This window comes from Tabrizicola sp., assembly GCF_031377265.1.
Taxonomy (GTDB): Bacteria; Pseudomonadota; Alphaproteobacteria; order Rhodobacterales; family Rhodobacteraceae; genus JAUYQR01.
Window position 1 is genome coordinate 1 of record NZ_JANMET010000245.1, and the last position, 18,865, is coordinate 18,865.

The following is an 18,865-nucleotide window of genomic DNA, read 5'->3' on the forward strand; positions in this document are numbered from 1 at the left end:
TCGCCGTACTTGAAATCAGGGTCAGAAGCGACGGCGCGCCCGATGATGCCATAGAGGTTGGGGCCGGTCTTGCCACCCTTTTGAATCTCGGTTCCGTCCGGGGCAATGACCGAATGGCAGGCCTTGCATTTCTTGAACGTATCCTCGCCCGCAGCCGCGTCGCCCGCAAGGGCAGGGGCGGCGAAGGCGGCTGCCGAAACGGCGGCCAGAAGGAAGAGCTTGGTCATGGTGTCCTCATGTATCACGGAAGAGCAAAGGGGCGCGCGAGTCGCCTTGAGGGCAACATGGGGATCAGCGGGCTTGTTATGCAATAGCAACATGGTCGCAGCGCGTGGTGCGGCGGCTGTCATTGGATAGCAGCGCTGCCCGGATCAGCCGCAGGACGGGGTCATGGCCGCCGCAAAGGTTGCCATAAGGGCTGCGTCCAGATCGGCCATGCTGACCGGCAGGCCGAGGTCGACAAGGCTGGTCACGCCGTGATCGCGGATGCCGCAGGGCACGATGCCGGAGAAATGCGTGAGGTCGGGTTCGACGTTGATCGAGATGCCGTGAAAGCTGACCCAATGGCGCAGCTTGATGCCGATGGCGGCAATCTTGTCCTCGCTTGGCTGCCCGTCGGGGCCGGGGCGGTCGGGGCGCGTTACCCAGACGCCGACACGACCGGGGCGGATCTCGCCCTTCACGTTGAATTCGGCCAGGGTGGCGATCACCCAGCGTTCCAGATCGCGCACGAAACAGCGCACGTCGCGGCCGCGTTTGCCGACATCGAGCATCGTGTAGATCACCCGCTGGCCGGGGCCGTGGTAAGTGTACTGCCCGCCGCGCCCCACCGGATAGACCGGGAACCGGTCGGGATCGGTCAGGTCAGCCGGTTTAGCCGAGGTGCCAGCGGTGTAAAGGGGGGGGTGTTCCAGCAGCCAGATGGTTTCCGGCGCGGTGCCTGCGGCAATGTCTGCCACACGCGCCTCCATCGCGGCGAGGGTTTCGGTGTAGGGGGCAAGCCCGGGGAGATGCGTCCATTCAACCATCGGTATCCTCGGGCCGGTCGCCCATCAGGTAGCGCGGGCCGATGCCTTTGCGGGCCGCCCGATCCTGGGGGTTATAGAGCGTGCAGCGGTCAAGCGACAGGCAGCCGCAGCCGATACAGCCGTCAAGCTGGTCGGAAAGCTGTTGCAGGGCTGCGATCCGTTCGGCGATTTCGGCGCGAAAGCCGGTGGCGATGCGCTGCCAATCCTGCCGGTCGGGGGCGCGGTCGGCTGGCAGGGCCGCGAGATGGCGGGCAATTTCGGCCAGGGGGAAGCCAAGCCGCTGGGCGATGAGCGCGAAGGACAGGCGGCGGAGGTCTGCGCCGCTGTAGCGCCGGTGGCCGCCTTGGTTGCGCAGCGGCCGGACGATGCCGTGGGTTTCGTAGAACCGGATGGCCGAGACCGCGAGGCCGGAGCGGTCGGCCAGATCGCCGATGGCGAGGCCCTGGCGCATGGCGAGATTCCCCTTGATCTCAAGTTGACTTGAGAAATTACACCTTGAGTCGCCAAAGGCAAGCGAAGAAGCCGGAGATGCGACGGGGCTGGGGGCGGATCTGGTGGAAGACACCGCGGTTGGTGGCGGAAACCGAACTGCCCGACTGGATCCGGCGGGACATCGGCCTGAGCGATGCGGGCGTCACCGAAGAAAGGAAGTGTGAAATGGCGCGTCTGGAACATGTGAACGTAACGGTGGCCGACCCCGACGGGACGGCGAAGGTGTTGTGCGATCTTTTCGACTGGAAGGTGCGATGGGCGGGACCGGGGATGGATACGGGGCGGACGGTGCATGTGGGCGACGATGCGTCTTACGTGGCGCTTTTCAGCTACGGCGAGCCCGAGAAGCGGCAGCAGGACAGCTACCGCACCCTGGGTGGCCTCAACCACATCGCGGTGGTGGTGGATGACATCGAAGAGGCGGAGATGCGGGTGAAGGCGGCAGGCTATGTGCCGGGTGAGGTTTACGATTATGAGCCGGGCCGGCGGTTCTACTTCGTCGAGGCGAACGGGATCGAGATCGAGGTTGTGTCCTACGGCTGAAGCGATGCCGCTGGGGTTGCCGTTGCCCGAGGGCCGGGTTCGCCTGGCCGCGATGATCCACATCCCGGCGATGCTGATGATGACGGCGTCGTGCCCCGATGCTGTGACATGTGGAAATCCTGCCTTCCGTTACGGCAAAGCCGTGCTATCGTGTGGCCTGAATTTACCTACCAGCCGTCAATTTGGCCTCAGTTTTGGAGACATGCGATGAAGTTCAAGACAATTGCAACCACTGCCCTTGTGGCATCGATTTCATTCGTGCCGGTCGGCCCGATGTCGGCCCCCGCGCATGCCGATGGCAAGGACGTGGTTGCCGGGTTGATCATCGGCGGGATCATTGGCAGCGCCATCACCAACGAGAACAACAAGAAGAAGTCGTCGAAATCGACCAAGGCCAAGTCGAGCACGCCAAGCATGTCGGCCGAACAGCGCGAGGCCAACAAGGAAGTGCAGACCGCGCTGAACTATTTCGGCTATAATCTGGGCACACCCGACGGCGCGCTGGGCAGGAAGAGCCGGGCCGCGATTTCCGAATACCAGGCGTTCCTTGGCTATCCCGCGACGGGCGAGTTGTCGGAGTACGAGCGCACGATCCTGGTGACCGGATACCACCGCGCGGTGGCGGGTGGGCCGGTGATCGCCAGTGTCGTGTCAAGCAGCGTCTATGGGCTGAAGGCGGTGCTGATCGCGCAGCGTGACGAGATGGCGGGCACCGCGCCGGGCACCGTGGCGGTTGTGGCACCGGAGCCGGGGTTGGTGGCGGCGGCTGCAGCGGCGGCAATTCCGACACTGGTTCCCGAAGAACCGGCGGTTGCAGAGGAGGTTGCTGCAGTCGAAGAACCGGCACTGCCATCGTTCATGAGCCCGAGCGGGGCGAAGGGATCGCTTGCATCCGAATGCAACCAGATCAGCCTCACGACCAACACCAACGGCGGCTTTACCACGGCCGAAGGGATGCAGGACGCCAACTTTGCGCTGGCCGAACAGTTCTGCCTGGCGCGCACCTATGCGATGGCCAATGGTGACGAGCTGGCGCAAAAAGTCGCGGGTTTTACACCCGAGCAGATTGCTGAACAGTGCGTGGCGTTTGGCCCGGTCCTGAAGACCTACATCTCTGAAGTGTCGTTGAAGCCGGCGGAAGAAGTGCTGAGCGGGGTCGAGGGCTTTATCCTGAGTTCGGGAATGTCGCCGGCGCAACTGTCGGGCACGGCCAAGGTGTGTCTTGGGGTCAGCTATACCCGCGATGACATGGACGTGGCGATCGGGTCGGCGTTGTTGCTGACCGCGATGGGCGAGAAGGCCTATGCCGAGTTTCTGGGGCATCACCTGAGCCAGGGCTTTGGCGCGGCGGTGCGGCCCGATCTGGCGATGGGCTGGTACGAGATGTCGCTGGCGGCAACGGGGCAGGGCGGCGTTGTGGTGGTAGCGCCGGGCATGGAGGGGCGCGATGCGCTGATCCGCAAGGCGGCGTTCACGATCAACGGGCGCGCGGCGGAGCTGGAGCCGGAAGCGGTGATCGAGGAAGCAGCGCTGCCGGTGTTCGAGGTTACCCCCGAGGCGGTGGTCGAGGAACCTGCGGCGGAGGTGGCCGTGGCCCCGGCGCTGAAGCCGAAGACGCCAAAAGTGGTTGTGGCTGCCCCGGTTGAAGAAACGGTGGCAGTGGAGCCGGAGGTCGAGGCGGCGCCGGTGTTTGAGGCGCCAAAGCTTGCCGATGTGGGGCTGGGCACCCCGGCGCCGATGCCGGAGGCCGAGATCGCGTCGGAGCTTGCGGCCGAGGTTCCGGCCAATTCCGACATGATGAATGCCGGGGCTCAGGCCGCGATGATGGCGGCGCGGTTGCCGTTCATGATCTTTTCAAGCTTCTGACGCGGCAGGTTTGGACATAACGCTGCGCGGCCCTGTGATCGGTGGCCGGCGCTGCCTTGGTTTGGGGCGGGCGGGAGGCGATGAAAATCCCCCTTTTCAACGCCTGCGACTGTCGCTAAACAGCCCCTGTCCGAAGCCGGAACCTGTGCGGATGTGGCGGAATTGGTAGACGCGCAGCGTTGAGGTCGCTGTTCTTTAATCGGAGTGAAAGTTCGAGTCTTTTCATCCGCACCAGTTCCGGTTGGACAAATGCAAAAGACGCCCGGTGCAAGCCGGGCGTCTTTTGCATTTGCAGGCGCGTCGTATGTAGGGCCGGGATCCGCGCCACTGGGCCAAGCCGATCTGCCCGTCTTGCGCTGCCATGCAGGCGGTTCGACTTGCATTTGCATGCCTTACTGCCCGTTTATCCCGCAGTTCCGGTTTTCCCTTTGCAGCCTTCAATTGTTCGTTGCAAACGCCGGGACGAATGTCTTAAGTCGGTTACACAAGATAAGCGCAGGAAACCTGCCGGACGAACAGGGAGACATGGGTGACAATGACACCCCGCAGCGACGCCTTTGTCGCGTTTGAACACGTGCAAAAAAGCTATGATGGCGTCAGCCTTGTCGTGAAGGATTTGAACCTGAGCATTGCGAAGGGCGAGTTCCTGACGATGCTTGGCCCCTCTGGATCGGGCAAAACCACCTGTCTGATGATGCTGGCCGGCTTTGAGACCGCCACCAACGGCGAGATCAAGCTGGATGGCCGGCCGATCAATCAGGTGCCGCCGCACAAGCGCGGCATCGGCATGGTGTTTCAGAACTATGCGCTGTTTCCGCACATGACGGTGGGCGAAAACCTGTCGTTCCCGCTGGAAGTGCGCGGCATGGGCAAGGCGGACCGCGAAGCCAAGGTGAAGCGGGCACTGGACATGGTGCAGATGTACAGCTTTATCAACCGCCGCCCCGCGCAACTGTCGGGTGGCCAGCAGCAGCGGATCGCCCTGGCGCGGGCCTTGGTGTTTGACCCGTCGCTGGTGTTGATGGACGAACCCCTGGGCGCGCTGGACAAGCAGCTGCGTGAGCATATGCAGTTCGAGATCAAGCACTTGCACGAACAGCTGGGCATCACCGTGGTCTATGTGACGCATGATCAGGGCGAGGCGCTGACGATGAGCGACCGGGTCGCTGTGTTCAACGATGGGCGCATCCAGCAGCTGGCAACGCCGTCGGATCTGTACGAGCGGCCGGAAAACAGTTTCGTGGCGCAATTCATCGGCGAGAACAACAAGCTGCCGGGCGTGATCGAGGAATTGTCGGGCGACAAGGCGCTGGTCAGGCTGGCCACGGGCGAAGTGATCGACGCCACCCCGGTCAACGTGCGCGAAAAGGGCCAGCAGACGCTGGTCTCGATCCGCCCGGAACGGGTGGAGTTCAAGCCCGAGATGATGCCCCCCGGCGCGCACACGATTGCCGCCGAGGTGATCGAAGTGATCTACATGGGCGACATTCTGCGCGCGGTGCTGCGGGTTGCAGGATCGGATGACTTTGTGATGAAAATGCGCAATACACTGGGGCAGACCAAGCTCTCCCCCGGGCAATCCATCAAGGTGGGCTGGCATCCGCAAGATGCCCGCGCACTTGATCCCTGAGACCCGCCGCAAGGTGGCTGTGCCGCCAAGCGGCCAAGAGAAAGACCTGTTTGTTTAACCTGGGAGCAACCAAATGAAGAGACTGCTGATCCTTTCAACGGCCCTGACGGCTGTTGCGTTTTCGGCCAAGGCCGATGTTATCGTGATGTCCTGGGGCGGCGCTTACGGCGAAGCCCAGACCGAGGCGCACGTAAAGCCGTTCGCTGCCAAGACCGGCATCACCACCACAATGCTGGACAGCGACAACCCGGCGACCCCGATCAAAGCGATGGTCGAGGCTGGCAACGTCACGATCAACGTGGCGTCGGTCGAATATGCCGACGCGATCCGGCTGTGCGACGAGGGCCTGCTGGAAACCATCGACCCGGCAGCGCTGCCTGCAGGCGCGGATGGCGTGCCTGCAACCGAAGACTTTCTTGCGGGTGCGATCACCGATTGCGGCGTGTCGACCGATATCTGGGCAACCGTCTATGCCTATGACACGACCAAACTGACGACGGCGCCGACGACCGCTGCCGATTTCTTTGATCTGGAGAAATTCCCCGGCAAGCGCGGCATGCGCAAGGGCGCGAAAGCGGTTCTTGAGTTTGCGCTGATGGCGGATGGCGTGGCCCCGGCGGATGTTTATGCGACGCTGGGCACCCCTGAAGGTGTGGAGCGGGCGTTTGCGAAGCTGGATACCATCAAGTCGGAAGTTGTCTGGTGGGAAGCCGGCGCACAGCCGCCGCAGCTGCTGGCCGACGGTGAAGTGGTGATGACCACGGCCTACAACGGCCGGATCTTCAACGCAGCCGTGGGCGAGGGCAAGCCGTTTGCCATCGTCTGGGACGCACAGATCTATGAAAACGAGATGTATGTGATCCCGAAGGGCGCACCGGACGCCGATAAGGCGCTGGAGTTCATCGCCTATGCCACTTCGACCGAGGGCCTGCAGGCACAGGCGAAGTACATCAGCTATGGTCCGGCGCGCAGATCGGCCAACGCCACCGAGATCCTGTATAAGGATGGCAAGACCGTGATGGGGCCGAACCTGCCGACGGCCCCTGCCAACTTGGCCAATGCGCTGGAATCCTCGTTCGAGTTCTGGGTCGACAAGGACTCGGAATTGAACGAGCGCTTCAACGCCTGGCTGGCGGCGAACTAAGACAGAAATACCGGGCGGGGGGTCGAAGGGCCCCCCGCCCACTTCGTTCCTGCCCTTGATCAATCGAGACTGCCTGATGGCCGATGCGCTTTTGACAACTGCCGATGGCCGCCCGCTGAAGGCTGCGCTGATCGCAGCGCAGTCAAGAGCACGGCGCCGGGCCTTCTGGCTGGTGGCGCCGCTGCTGGCCTTTGTGGTTTTCACATTCATCCTGCCAATCGGGCAGATGCTGCAACGGTCCGTCTATCATGACGGGCTTTCCAAGAACGCGCCGTCGATCGTGGCATGGTTCACCGCGAACAAGGCCGGAACCCCGCCGGATGAGGCGGCCTATGCCGCCTTGGCCGAGGATTTCCGCACGATGAAGGCGGATAAGACCGCTGGCCTTGCCGGCACGCGGGTAAACTATACCCTGCCCGAGAGCCGGTCATTGTTTACCAAGACGGCCCGGGTGGCGGAAACTCTTGCCCCCCCATACAAGGACGCGTTCCTTGCGATTGATGCGAAATGGGCGGAGCCTGCCGTCTGGCAGGCGATGCGGTCGGCGTCTTCGCCCTACACCACGGATTTCTATCTGATCGCCGCAGATTATGAGCGCAACGACCAAGGCGAGATCCAGCGGGTGCCAGAGAACCAGCAGATTTACATCTATCTGTTTGTAAAGACTTTCATCCTGTCGGCGATCATCACCTTTCTGTGCCTGTTGCTGGCGTTTCCGGTGGCGCATCTGCTGGCGACGCTGCCGATGGCCAAGGCGAACCTGTTGATGATCCTGGTGCTGCTGCCATTCTGGACGTCGCTTCTGGTGCGGACAACCAGTTGGATCGTGCTGCTGCAAGGGCAGGGCGTGGTGAACGGCACGCTGGTGGGAATGGGGCTGATTGGCGACGATAGCCGCCTGAACATGATGTACAACCAGACCGGCACGATCATCGTGATGACGCATATCCTGCTGCCGTTCATGATCTTGCCGTTGTATTCGGTGATGAAGGTGATCCCGCCAAGTTATGCCCGGGCCGCAAGGTCGCTGGGGGCGACCAGCTGGACCACGTTCCGGCGGATCTATCTGCCGCAGACGCTGCCGGGGATCGGGGCGGGGGCGCTGCTCGTGTTCATCCTTGCGGTCGGTTACTACATCACCCCCGCGCTGGTGGGTGGCGCGGATGGGCAGCTGATTTCCAATCTGATCGACTTTCACATGGACAAGTCGAACTGGTCGCTGGCGGCGGCCCTGTCGGCGATGCTGCTGGCGGGGGTTCTGGTGCTGTACTGGTTGTATGACCGGCTGATCGGCATCGACAACCTGAAGCTCGGGTAAGGGGGACAAGATGGCGCTGCCGATCTATGCAAGCCCGTTGGAGCGCGTCTGGCATTACGCCTATATCGTGATCTGCGTGGCGGTGTTTCTGTTCCTGATCTCGCCGATCCTGATCGTCATTCCGCTGTCGTTCAATGCCGAGCCGTATTTCACCTTCACCGAAAAGATGCTGACCTTCGATCCGGCAGGCTATTCGATGCGGTGGTACGATTCCCTGCTGACGCTGGGAATGCAGGCGCCCGAGGCACCGCGGGACGGGGCGTGGTGGTCGGATGCCTGGACCAACGCGACATGGGTGAAGGCCGCGAAGAACTCGTTGATCATCGGGTTTTGGGCGACGGTGATGGCGACGGTGCTGGGCACGCTGGCGGCACTTGGCCTCAGCCGGCCTGAAATGCCGTATCGGCGGTTGATCATGGCGATCCTGATCAGCCCGATGATCGTGCCGATCATCATCATCGCGACGGGGCTGTTCTTCTTTTACTCCAACCCCTGCGCAATCCTTGGCACGCAGTGCGGGCGGCTGACCTCGACCTATCTGGGGGTGATCATGGCGCATGCGACGCTGGGCATTCCCTTCGTGATCATCACCGTGACGGCAACGTTGTCGGGGTTTGACCAGTCGCTGATCCGTGCGTCTGCCAGCCTTGGCGCAAGCCCGCGCACCACGTTTTTCAAAGTGATCATGCCGTTGATCCTGCCAGGGGTGATTTCGGGCGCGCTGTTCGCCTTTGTCACCTCGTTTGACGAGGTGGTGGCGGTGCTGTTCATCGCAGGCCCCGATCAGCAGACCATTCCGCGCCAGATGTGGAATGGCATCCGCGAGGCGATCAGCCCGGCGATCCTGGCGGTGGCGACGATTCTGGTGGTGATCTCGATTGCGCTCTTGGCGACGGTGGAATTGCTGCGGCGTAGGTCGGATCGGTTGCGCGGCGTCACCGGCGTCTGAGGCGGGTCAGGGCAGGATGTGCAGCCACATCCAGACGGTGCCGATGGAAAGCGCGGTTGCGACCAGAACCGAAGAGGCCGCCACCCGTTTGCCGACCCCGTAGAGATGCGCGAACATGTAGGCATTGACGCCGGGCGCCATTGCGGCGGTCACCACGGCCGAGCGCAGCGATGCAGTATCAAGGCCAAACCCCCAGCGACCGATGCTGTAAGTGATTGCCGGGTGCAGGATCAGCGAGACGGCGCAAACCATGGCGATGGTGGCGCGGTCGCCGTCGGGTTTGTAGCGCAGGAGCACACCGCCAAGGCCGAAAAGCGCGGTGGGGATCGCCGCCCGGACCATCAGATCAACCGCGTCCCAGACCGGGACCGGCAGCGGGTTGCCCGCGAAGTTGACCGCAAAGCCCAGTGAAATGCCGATGACCAGCGGTTGCGCAAAGATCGCCTTCACGACCTGACCGGACAGCGCCGGGAAAGACAGACCCTGCCCGCGTGAGCGGGCCCATTCCATCAATGCAATGCCGGTGCCGTACAAAAGCGGTGAATGCACCGAGATGATCGCGTAATTGCCTGCAAGCGCACCGGCTCCGTAGGCGCGTTCGGTGATCGGCAGGCCAAGCAGCAGCGAGTTCGAGAACAGGCAGGCAAAGCCGATGGCCACCGCATCAGGCAGCGGGCGGCGGAAGATCAGGATCGAGCCGAAGAAACCGGCGGCAAAGCCGGCAAAAGCCCCGGTGTAGAAGCTGATCAGCAGGCCGATGTCATAGGCCGCAGAAAGATCAAGCTGTGCGATCGAGCGGAACAGCAGGCAGGGTACGGCGAAGTTCTGGGCAAAGCGCATGATGCCGTCGACGGCCGCGTCATTCATCAGCCCGACGCGCGCGGCGGCATAGCCAAAGCCGATGACCAGAAAGACCGGGAGGATGACGTCGAGCAGCGCGCTCAATTGCCGATGGCGGCGGGGGGTTTCACACCCCCCGCACCCCCCGTGGGATATTTGTGGACAGATGAAAATGTCACGTCAGGTGACGTTTTCGTAAGTGATGGTGAGCCCGTCATAGGCCGGGCTGACCGTCGGGGGCAGTTCGGCGCAGAGGGTGTCGTAATCGAGGTCGATGTGCATGTTGGTGAGGACGGCGCGGGCCGGTCTGGCGCGGGCGATCCATTCCAGCGACAGGGCGAGATGCGCGTGGGTTGGGTGCGGTTTGCGGCGCAGCGCGTCGACGATCCAGCATTCGAGGCCTTCGAGGTGCGGCCAGCTGTCGTGCGGAATTTCGATGGCATCGGGCAGGTAGGCGAGCGGCCCGATGCGAAAGCCAAGCGCATCCATCGCACCATGTTCGGCGCGAAACGGGATCAGGGTGACCGGGCCGCCGGCGCCGGTGATGGTGACGGGACCCTTGATCGTGTGCAGATCGAGGATCGAGGGGTAGGGCGAGCCTTCGGGTTGGGTGAAGGCATAGCCAAAGCGGGACAGCAGCGCGTCTTGCGTCGGCCCATCGGCCCAGACCGGCAAGCGATGGCGCAGGTTGAAGACGATCTGGCGCAGGTCGTCGATGCCGTGCACGTGGTCGGCGTGGCTGTGGGTGTAGACCACGGCGTCAAGGGTGCCGACGCCCGCATCGAGCAGTTGATCACGCATGTCTGGTGTCGTGTCGATCAGCACCCGGGTGGTGGCATCTGCCGCAGTGCGTTCGATCAGCAGCGAACAGCGACGGCGGCGGTTCTTCGGGTTCGAAGCGTCGCAATCGCCCCAATCACCGCCGAGGCGGGGCACGCCACCCGAAGAGCCGCAGCCAAGAATGGTGAAGCGCAGCCGGGCCATCAAGCGGCCTTTGCGGCTTTGGCCGCCTTGTGGAACAGGCGGTCAAAGTTGGCGGTGGTGGCGGCGGCGAAGTCTGCTTCGGAAACCTTGAAGACGGCGGCCCCGGCTTTGGCGGTAAAGGCGGTATAGGCGGGTTCGTTGCGCCGACCCCGGAACGGCGGCGGGGCGAGGTAGGGGCTGTCGGTTTCAAGCAGAATCCGGTCGAGCGGGGCTGCGGCGAAGATGTCTCGCAGGGGCTGGCTTTTGGGGAAGGCGGTGATGCCGGACATTGACAGATAGAAGCCGAGGTCAAGCGCGGTGCGTGCCAGATCGGCGCCTGATGAAAAGCAGTGCATCACGCAGGAAAAGGGTTTCTCGCGGACGCCTTCGGTGAGGATGGCGGCCACGTCGGCGTCAGCGTCGCGGGCGTGGATGATCAGCGGCAGGCCGGTTTCCTGCGCGGCCTGAATATGAATGCGCAGCGAGGTTTGCTGGATCGCCTTGCTGTCGGCGGTGTAATGGTAATCGAGGCCGGTCTCGCCGATGCCGACCATCTTTGGGTGCCGGGTGAGGGCGATCAGCTGATCAAGGGTGGCAAGCGGTTCTTCGGCGGCGCTCATCGGATGGGTGCCTGCGGCGTAGAACACCTGGGCGTAGGTTTCCGCTATGGCGCGGACGGCGGGTTCGTTCCTGAGGCGGGTGCAGATGGTGACCATGCGGGTCACCCCGGCCGCTGTGGCGCGGGCCAGAACATCCGGCAATTCGCCCTGAAAATCCGCGAAGTCGAGGTGGCAGTGGCTGTCGACAAGGTCAGGTAGGTCGGTCGGTCTGGGCTGCATCCGCTCACCTTATGGCGAGGGTGCCCGCCGTCTCGTCGATCTTCAGAAGCATATCCATCAGAAGGGCGGCAGGGTCAAGGTTGACCGCCTTGCCGCGGCGGGCGCGCGAGGCGAGGGATTGGGCCAGATCGGCCCACAGGCGTCCGGCGCGGGCGTCCGGGGCGAGGCGGGCCAAGAGGGCGGCTTCGTTCGGGGCGGCGGCGGGCGGGGCTTGGCCGAGGGTTCCGGTGCGCGCGAGGCGGGCGAGAAACATGTCGATCATGGTGACCAGAAGGTCGAAAGTTTCGGCCGCCCCTTTCGCGGCACCAAGTTCAGCCAGGGCAAGGGCCTGGGGGCGGTCCAGCCGGGGCAGGGTGGCGAACAGCCGGATCAGCGCGGTGTACAGTTTGAGACCGTCAAGGTTGGTCAGACGGAACGCCTCGCCAACCGAACCGGAGGACAGCTGGGCGAGGGCCGGGGCATCGTTCGGAGCAACGGTGCCGCCGGCGGCGGTGAGCGCGGCTGACAGGTCTTCGGGGCCTAAGGGGTGCAGGCGCAGCTCTCGGCAGCGCGAGCGGATGGTGGGCAGCAGGCGGGCGGGCTGGTGGGCGATGAGGAACAACGTGACCCCGGCGGGCGGCTCTTCCAGCAGTTTCAGCAGGGCGTTTGCGGCATTGGTGTTCAACTCATCCAGGCTGTCGATGATCGCTACGCGGCGGCCACCGTCTGCGGCTGAGAGGGCGAAGAAGGATTTCATCCGCCGCACCTCATCGACCGAGATCACCTGCGACAGGGCGGTTTCCTTGTCGTTCAGGCCCCGGCGGAGGAGAAACAGCCGCGGTTCGGCCAGCGAAAGCAACCGGCGGGCGACGGGGTGGGTTGCCGCCACCTCAAGATCGCCGGGTGGGGGCGCGGCGAACATGCCGCCATCGCTGTCCGGTGTGGCCAGAAGAAACCGGGCGAGGCGCCAGGCAAGTGTGGCTTTGCCAACACCCTTGGGGCCGGTGATCATCCAGGCATGATGCAGGCGGCCCCCGTTGAAGGCGGCCAGAAACTCAGCCTCGGCGGCGGCATGGCCGTGCAGGCGGGCGGTTTCGCGCGGGTGGGGCGCGCCTTCGATGCGGTCGGGGTCTGGAAGCGGTTCGGCCATGTGGAAGATATGCCGTGAGGTGGCCGGGGCGTAAAGGGGGGGCGGGCTGATCCTTGGTGGTTCAGCTGCCGTGGCTGCGCGGTATCAGGCGATCAGGGAAGGTGGTTGCAACATCAAGGGATCAGGAAGGCCGGCCAGGTAGCGCGATATCGAGGCGCAGTCTAAGGGCAGGCTGTTTGTAGCTGTCCCGCCTCCGGGCTGCGGCTGCGGTTTTCCGCATTGCGCGCCTTCGGTGCCTAAGGCGAAGTCCTGTCGATTTGTTTGAGGAAGGTTTCAAGAAATGATTTCTGTCTCGATTGATTGTGATCCCGGTATTGACGATGCGTTCCTGCTGGCCATAGCGGTGGCCAGCGATGAGTTGAATATATTGGGTGTTACAACAACTTACGGAAATGTCGGCATCGCGCATACCACGCATAACGCGTTGCGTGTTCTGGACTGGCTCGGCTCTCGGGCGCCGGTCTGCAGGGGGGCGACCGGGCGTTGCCGGGCGAGGCGGTGGATGCGTCCGAATACCACGGGGCAACCGGCCTGCATGCGCCGGGCATCGGCGCGCCGACACGCGATGCCGAAGCCGAGGATGCGGTTTCATTTCTGATCCGCACCTTGCGCGGTGCGACGGAGAAGGTCACGCTGGTGGCCTCGGGGCCGTTGAAAAATATCGCGATCATGCTGCGGCTTGCGTCCGACGTCATTGACCGGATCGAGCAGATCGTTTTCATGGGCGGTTCCACCGACTATGGCAACGACAGTCCGGCCGCAGAGTTCAACTTCCTCTGTGATCCGCACGCGGCGCAGATCGTGCTGGCGGCCCCGGTTCGCAAGGTGATGTTCGGGCTGAACCTGACACATCAGGTCATTGCGACACCGCGACAGATTGGTTTGCTGCGGGACCTCGGCAACGAGGCGGCTTCAGTCTTTGCCGACATGGCGGAGTTTTTCCAGAAGGTCTATGTCGAGAGATACGGCTTCGAAGGATCCGCCTTGCATGATCCCTGCATCATCGCCTGGCTGTTGCGCCCGGAGCTCTTTGAGACCAGGCAGATGCGGGTGGATGTCGAAACCAGCTTTGGTCTGAGCTATGGCCGATCGGTGCATGACATCTGGGGCATCGCGGGCAAGGACCCATCGACAGAGGTGGCCATGCGCGCGGATGTGGACGGTTTTTTCGAGTTGATGCGATCCTTGCTGGCAAGGTTGCGCTGAACGCGGGCGGTGGGTCGGCGAGGCGCTCGTCTGCACCGGGTCGTGCGGTGACTGCCGACGTTGCGAGGTTTGCGGAAGCGATGTGGTCCGAGGCCCGACTTACGCAGGGAGGAGGTCGGGGGTAATTGTCTGCCAGACCCGCGCCGCTACGGCAGCAGGGTCCGCATCGCCTTCGATCACCCGAAACCGCCGGGATTGCGTGGCCAGCGCCAGAAATCCTTCGCGGGCTTTGGTCTGGAAGGCCAACCCCATGTCTTCGAACCGAAGTTCAGTTCCGGCGCGGGCGTTGGCGCGCGACAGGCCAAGCGCGGGGTCGATGTCGATGAGCAGCGTCAGGTCTGGTTCCACCCCGATCATCAGGTCATGCAAGCGGTCGACGGTGGCGGACAGATCGCCCCTGGTGATCCCTTGGAAAATCCGCGTGCTGTCGGCGAACCGGTCGGTGATCACCACTTCACCGCGCGCCAGTGCCGGGCGGATGGTCTTTTCCAGGTGATCGCGGCGGGCGGCGGTGAACAGCAGGATCTCGGTTTCTGCGGACCAGCGATCGGTGTGGCCTTCAAGCACGAGGCGGCGAATTTCTTCGGCCCCCGGACTGCCGCCGGGTTCGCGGGTCAGGGTCACGGTCAGGCCACGGGCGCGCAGGGCTTCGGCCAGAAGGCGGGCCTGGGTGGACTTGCCAGAACCGTCGATGCCTTCAAAGCTGAGGAACAGGCCGGGCATTCAGGTGGCCGGGGCTTCACCAAGATACCGGGCGTACAATGCGCCGGCAGCAGTGGTCAGTCGTTTGACAAAGCCCGCCTTGCCGACATCCGTTTCGGCCACCAGTTCGACCCGGTGATCGGGCAGATCGGGCACGTGGATGATCAGTTCGGCAACCGGCGTGCCTGCGGCGATGGGCGCCACCAAAGGGCCCTTGTAGACCACTTCGGCCGTCATGCTTTCCTGCACCAGTGCCGGGACAAGCAACCGGATATCAGCAGCAGGCATCAGGCCGATGGTGTCGGCGTCGCCCATGAAAACCTCGGCCTCGGCAACGCGCACGCCGGTCTTGGCGACGGTCTTTTCGGCAAACTGGCGGAAGGCCCAGCTGACAATACGCTCGGCCTCTTCGGCGCGGGCCTGTTCGGACGCGAGGCCGGTGATCGCGAAAATCACCCGGCGGTCACCCTGTTTCGCACTGCCGACGATGCCATAGCCTGCCTCAGTGGTATGGCCGGTCTTCAGGCCATCCGCCCCGATGTTGAGCTTGAGCAGCGGGTTGCGGTTAAAGCGGTTGTCGGGCGCGCGGTCTTTGTAGTTGAATTCGGTCTGGCCAAAGATCGGGTAGTATTCGGGAAACTCCTCGATCAGGCGCTGCGCAAGAATGCCAAGGTCGCGCATCGTCATGCGGTGCTTCGGATCAGGCCAGCCCGAAGCGTTGGAAAAGACCGAACCCGTCATCCCGAGGGCCTTGGCACGTTCGGTCATCTGTGCCGAAAACGCTTCTTCGGTGCCAGCCAGCCCTTCGGCCACCACAACGCAGGCGTCATTGCCGGAATTTATGATCATTCCATGGATCAGATCGGACACAGATGGGCGGTCTGTCTCCTGCAGGAACATGGTAGAGCCGCCCATCGCCTTGGCGCGCGATGATACGGAAAAGGTGCTGTCCAGCGTGACGCGGCCATCGCGCAACGCCTCGAACAGCATGTTGATCGTCATCAGCTTGGACATCGATGCTGGCGGCACCGACAGATCGGCATTCTTGTCCATCAGCACCGTGTGGGTGGTCATGTCATAGACCCAAGCCGCAGTCGCCGTCGTTTCAAAGGCACGCGCGGGCAGGGCCGCCAGAAGCACCGAAAACAGGAGGAGAATGGGACGAAGGGTGCGGATCATCGGGCTGGCCTTCAACGGATCATTTCAGGAAATAGGCATCGGCAAAACCGGCACCCTTTGCGGCCTTCAGGGTTGCGGCATCGCCACGGGCCATCACGGTCCAGTAGACTTTGCCGTTGCTTTCTTCCTTACGGGCTGTGGCGGGCACACCTGCTTTGGCAAGTGTCGCGACCGCGCGATCTGCATTCGCTTCTTGCGAGAAAAAGCCAATCTGGATCGGCCGGCCCGAGCCTGCAGCGGGCGCCGCTGGTTCGGCTTCTACCGGTGGCGCGGCTGCGGCAGCAGCGGCGGCTGCGGCTGCCGCCTCGGCTTCCGCGCGCTTTTGCTTGCGGGTCTTGCGCTTTTCCGGGGCAGGTTCGGCAACGGGTTCGGTCCCCGTTTCACCAACAGTTTCAACTGCGGGTGCACCTTCAACTGCGGGTGCTGCGGCAATCGCATCAAGCGGTGCTTCAGTCACGGTGCCCGAAGCCGGGGCCTCCAGCGGTACACCGGCAGCAGCCGCATCAGCTGCGGCTTTTGCAGCGGCTGCTTCGGCCCGCTTTTCCTTGCGGGTCTTGCGCTTTTCCTTGACTGGCGTTTGGGCGACTGGCGTTTGGGCGACCGGCGTTTCGGGCGCTGCGGCCACGCCATCAACTTTGTCTAGTGCTGCAGTGGCGATCGCGGTGGTGTCCAGCGGGGTGGTGTTGATCGCATCGCCAGCCACCGGCAAAGCGGCGGCGTCTGCCGTGGTGGCAGTGGCCGCATCCGTAGCTTCAGGGGCAGCGTCGGCGGCGGCGGGTGAGGCCTCTTCGACGACTTCGGTAGCTTCCTCGCGCCGCATCGCGGTCACGCTGATTTCGGCGGGTTCACCGGCAAGCAGGCCCAAGGCTTCGGCGGCGTCGGACGAGATCTGCAGTTTTGGTCCGGGATTATCGCGTTCGCGCCGGAACAGCGCGCCGACCGCGGATTTGCCGTTGGCCGGGTTGCGCATGATGACCCGCTCGGGGTCCGTGGTGTCGGGCGATGCGACCCAGACCCCGCCAAGCGAGGGCCGTCCGTCCCAGAGCGCGGTTTCGGAGACCTGAAACACCTCGGGTGCCTCGATGTCGCGCGGTGCGCCGGACCGGGATTTCGCGGGGGCTGATGTGGTTGCGTCGCCCTTCGGCTGGCCCGCAAACGGGCTGGTTCCTTCGACACAGCCGATCAGCAGCCCGGAGGCTGCCACACCAAATACAAAAAGCCGGATTGCTGCCCTTGCCATCTTGCGCCCTCATATTTGCGCGGTCTGATACGCCGCGCTTTTTCCTGTCTGTCGGCTGCCGGCAGAGAACGGGCAAATGCCCGCCACATATTCCCTCTGACCGCTTGCACCCGACATAACTTTACTGCTGGTCAAGATCATACGTGCTGGAAGCGTCGCTGGAAAGGGCAGAGGCGAGAGGGAGGGGACTGGATCAGCGGATTTCATCGCATCAGTGCCCTTTTAGAATCATATGCCGCCCGCTAAGCGGGGTTCTGGGAAAAGACGGGGCGGCTCGAGGGCGATGATGGCGCCACTTGTTTCCCCGACAAAGGGTGTTCGACGCGGGTAATGCCGCGCCCAACCGCAAGTCGGAGAGTTCTGTCAAGTTTGGGATGGGCCGTAGCAATGCACGCGGCATCCCATATGGTTCAGGGGCGCAAACCCCGCAAGAATACGGAAGTGTGGCCGAGTGGTTTAAGGCTCTAGTCTTGAAAACTAGCGTACGGGGAACCGTACCGTGGGTTCGAATCCCACCGCTTCCGCCAAAACAACCTGACTAAAGTATTGATATAAAGTGGAAAAATAAGCCAACCACATTGGTCAACCCACATTCCACTCCACAAAGTGCCGCCGATACCCCTTGCCGCCCCCGGCCCGTATCCGCTGGCCGTGTCACGCCGCCGCCCATTTGGCGGAACGCAGGAGACGACGACCTATGCAAGCGATTCCCCCGGACCTGTTCCAAGCGCACAATGACACCGGACGACAGCTCACGATGATCGCGGGGCTTCTGGTCGCCCTCGACGATTTGACGGCCGACAATGAAGCCCTCAACACGCCTGACCCCCGGGCCGGTGCGATCTTCGCTCTGATCGATGCCTTGAAATCACAGATGACCAAGCTCACCGAGTGCCACGAGGCGGAATGGCGGGCGATGAGCGCCGGGCCCTTGGCTGAGGCGGCGGAGTAGCCTGAACAGCGGGTGCCACAAACCCGGCTGGCCCCGCAGCCAGATCGATGCGGCTCTCCGGCATACCCCGGGGGGCCTGCGCAGAGGGGGGGTGGGGGTAAAAATCGGGCCGCGTGATCTCACTATTCCACCCCCACCCGCGCAGCGTTCCATTTTTTGTTTTTTGCATCAATGTGCTGATGCTCCTTTCGTCGAGCGAGCGAGCAGATGCCAACGAGCCCAAGCCACGTGTGTGGCAAATCCGGCCGAGGTTGAAGCAGCGTCGATCGGGTGACCCCTTCACCGTGGTATATCTGCACCGCCCGAACGACGATTGTCCCTTTCGTCGCTTGGTGAGGAACGGAATTGCCCGGCCGGGGTTGTCCCCGTGATGCATGACGATGGAGTGTTCACTGCCAGACTAATCCCCCAAGTCCGGCAGGCAACGTGGTGCAGAGAAGGATAGTGCGGCGTTAGCGTCGGTTTGTTGGTCCCGGTGGACGATGCGGTTACAGGCCTCCGGTTTGGTACAATCCCCCGCGCGAGCTTGCACGCTCTCGCGGGGTTTTCTTTTTTGTTGAAGCAGTGTCGCTGCGTCGGCCGTGCATCGGGGCGTTGTTGCGTAACTCACGCCTGAGGAATGACAGCCCCTTTCCCCGTCAGCATCAGGCCACACGAACGATCTCGGCCGTTCCAAGGGCCGGGAAGCGGTTCATCAGGGCGACGCGGATCTGGATTTCGGCGGTTTGGCGGTCTGGGTCTCTTGCGGCGATGGGCTCGCCGAAGGACTTGAGACAGCGCATCTTCGCCTCGATCCGGCTTCGGACGTGATATCCCGTCCAGCGCTTCCAGAATGCCCGGCCGTA

The 18,865-nt window shown here is 63.3% G+C and carries 17 protein-coding genes, 2 tRNA genes and 2 pseudogenes; 10 read left to right on the forward strand and 11 right to left on the reverse strand.

The genetic code is table 11. From position 1 onward, the window contains the following. From RMO18_RS14165 to soxR, 3 genes are all read right to left on the reverse strand, one after another. A partial coding sequence (locus RMO18_RS14165) for a c-type cytochrome (RefSeq protein ID WP_405054083.1) occupies positions 1–227 on the reverse strand: 227 nt, incomplete at its 3' end. Between the two features lie 144 nt (positions 228–371). Then, complete coding sequence (gene lipB / locus RMO18_RS14170) at positions 372–1,034, reverse strand: lipoyl(octanoyl) transferase LipB (protein WP_309666764.1); 663 nt, start codon at positions 1,032–1,034, stop codon at positions 372–374. Continuing rightward, complete coding sequence (soxR, locus tag RMO18_RS14175) at positions 1,021–1,479, reverse strand: redox-sensitive transcriptional activator SoxR (protein WP_309666745.1); 459 nt, start codon at positions 1,477–1,479, stop codon at positions 1,021–1,023. The genes lipB and soxR overlap by 14 nt, the downstream gene beginning before the upstream one ends. Positions 1,480–1,556: 77 nt before the next feature. Here soxR and RMO18_RS14180 point away from each other — a divergent pair, with 77 nt between their 5' ends. From RMO18_RS14180 to RMO18_RS14210, 7 genes are all read left to right on the forward strand, one after another. Continuing rightward, positions 1,557–2,063: a VOC family protein gene (locus RMO18_RS14180; protein WP_309666747.1), complete on the forward strand. Its 507-nt coding sequence runs from the start codon at positions 1,557–1,559 to the stop codon at positions 2,061–2,063. 207 nt (positions 2,064–2,270) lie between these two features. Further along, positions 2,271–3,929, forward strand: coding sequence for a peptidoglycan-binding protein (locus RMO18_RS14185; RefSeq protein ID WP_309666748.1), 1,659 nt, complete (start codon positions 2,271–2,273; stop codon positions 3,927–3,929). Between the two features lie 147 nt (positions 3,930–4,076). Further along, a tRNA-Leu gene (locus RMO18_RS14190) sits at positions 4,077–4,163 on the forward strand. Positions 4,164–4,464: 301 nt separating this feature from the next. Next, on the forward strand, positions 4,465–5,559 hold the full coding sequence (locus tag RMO18_RS14195; protein WP_309666766.1) for an ABC transporter ATP-binding protein: 1,095 nt from the start codon (positions 4,465–4,467) through the stop codon (positions 5,557–5,559). A gap of 73 nt (positions 5,560–5,632) precedes the next feature. After that, positions 5,633–6,703, forward strand: a complete 1,071-nt coding sequence (locus RMO18_RS14200; RefSeq protein ID WP_309666749.1) for an ABC transporter substrate-binding protein — start codon at positions 5,633–5,635, stop codon at positions 6,701–6,703. A 76-nt stretch (positions 6,704–6,779) separates the two neighbouring features. Continuing rightward, positions 6,780–8,021 carry an ABC transporter permease gene (locus RMO18_RS14205; RefSeq protein WP_309666750.1) on the forward strand — a complete coding sequence of 414 codons (1,242 nt, stop codon included), beginning with the start codon at positions 6,780–6,782 and terminating at the stop codon, positions 8,019–8,021. 10 nt (positions 8,022–8,031) lie between these two features. Beyond that, positions 8,032–8,970 (forward strand): ABC transporter permease, encoded by a 939-nt coding sequence (locus RMO18_RS14210; RefSeq protein WP_309666751.1) that lies wholly within the window; start codon positions 8,032–8,034, stop codon positions 8,968–8,970. A gap of 6 nt (positions 8,971–8,976) precedes the next feature. Here the strand turns inward: RMO18_RS14210 and RMO18_RS14215 are convergent, their stop codons facing one another. The 4 genes from RMO18_RS14215 to RMO18_RS14230 all read right to left on the reverse strand — a co-directional run bounded on the left by RMO18_RS14215 (position 8,977) and on the right by RMO18_RS14230 (position 12,741). Beyond that, the gene (locus RMO18_RS14215) at positions 8,977–9,915 is read right to left on the reverse strand and encodes an AEC family transporter (RefSeq protein WP_309666752.1); all 939 of its coding nucleotides are present in this window, start codon (positions 9,913–9,915) and stop codon (positions 8,977–8,979) included. Positions 9,916–9,990: 75 nt separating this feature from the next. Further along, positions 9,991–10,794 carry an MBL fold metallo-hydrolase gene (locus tag RMO18_RS14220; RefSeq protein WP_309666753.1) on the reverse strand — a complete coding sequence of 268 codons (804 nt, stop codon included), beginning with the start codon at positions 10,792–10,794 and terminating at the stop codon, positions 9,991–9,993. Beyond that, positions 10,794–11,612: a TatD family hydrolase gene (locus RMO18_RS14225; RefSeq protein ID WP_309666754.1), complete on the reverse strand. Its 819-nt coding sequence runs from the start codon at positions 11,610–11,612 to the stop codon at positions 10,794–10,796. The genes RMO18_RS14220 and RMO18_RS14225 overlap by 1 nt, the downstream gene beginning before the upstream one ends. A 4-nt stretch (positions 11,613–11,616) precedes the next feature. Beyond that, positions 11,617–12,741, reverse strand: coding sequence for a DNA polymerase III subunit delta' (locus RMO18_RS14230; RefSeq protein ID WP_309666755.1), 1,125 nt, complete (start codon positions 12,739–12,741; stop codon positions 11,617–11,619). A 280-nt stretch (positions 12,742–13,021) separates the two neighbouring features. Between RMO18_RS14230 and RMO18_RS14235 the strand changes: the two are divergent. Next, positions 13,022–13,947 (forward strand): annotated as a pseudogene (locus RMO18_RS14235) (nucleoside hydrolase). A 99-nt stretch (positions 13,948–14,046) separates the two neighbouring features. Here the strand turns inward: RMO18_RS14235 and tmk are convergent. Genes tmk through RMO18_RS14250 form a run of 3 tightly spaced genes read right to left on the reverse strand, consistent with a single transcriptional unit; the run spans position 14,047 to position 17,068 of the window. Then, complete coding sequence (gene tmk, locus RMO18_RS14240; protein ID WP_309666757.1) at positions 14,047–14,670, reverse strand: dTMP kinase; 624 nt, start codon at positions 14,668–14,670, stop codon at positions 14,047–14,049. Next, positions 14,671–15,828, reverse strand: a complete 1,158-nt coding sequence (locus RMO18_RS14245; RefSeq protein ID WP_309666758.1) for a D-alanyl-D-alanine carboxypeptidase family protein — start codon at positions 15,826–15,828, stop codon at positions 14,671–14,673. It lies immediately after the preceding gene. Between the two features lie 19 nt (positions 15,829–15,847). Beyond that, the gene (locus RMO18_RS14250; RefSeq protein ID WP_309666759.1) at positions 15,848–17,068 is read right to left on the reverse strand and encodes an SPOR domain-containing protein; all 1,221 of its coding nucleotides are present in this window, start codon (positions 17,066–17,068) and stop codon (positions 15,848–15,850) included. A gap of 437 nt (positions 17,069–17,505) precedes the next feature. Here RMO18_RS14250 and RMO18_RS14255 point away from each other — a divergent pair. Together RMO18_RS14255 and RMO18_RS14260 are read left to right on the forward strand one after the other, a co-directional pair. Further along, positions 17,506–17,595, forward strand: a tRNA-Ser gene (locus RMO18_RS14255). Between the two features lie 170 nt (positions 17,596–17,765). Beyond that, positions 17,766–18,020 (forward strand): hypothetical protein, encoded by a 255-nt coding sequence (locus tag RMO18_RS14260; protein ID WP_309666762.1) that lies wholly within the window; start codon positions 17,766–17,768, stop codon positions 18,018–18,020. Between the two features lie 644 nt (positions 18,021–18,664). On the opposite strand, the pseudogene RMO18_RS14265 reads toward RMO18_RS14260, so the two are convergent. Next, positions 18,665–18,865 (reverse strand): annotated as a pseudogene (locus RMO18_RS14265) (IS5/IS1182 family transposase); the annotation flags it as partial.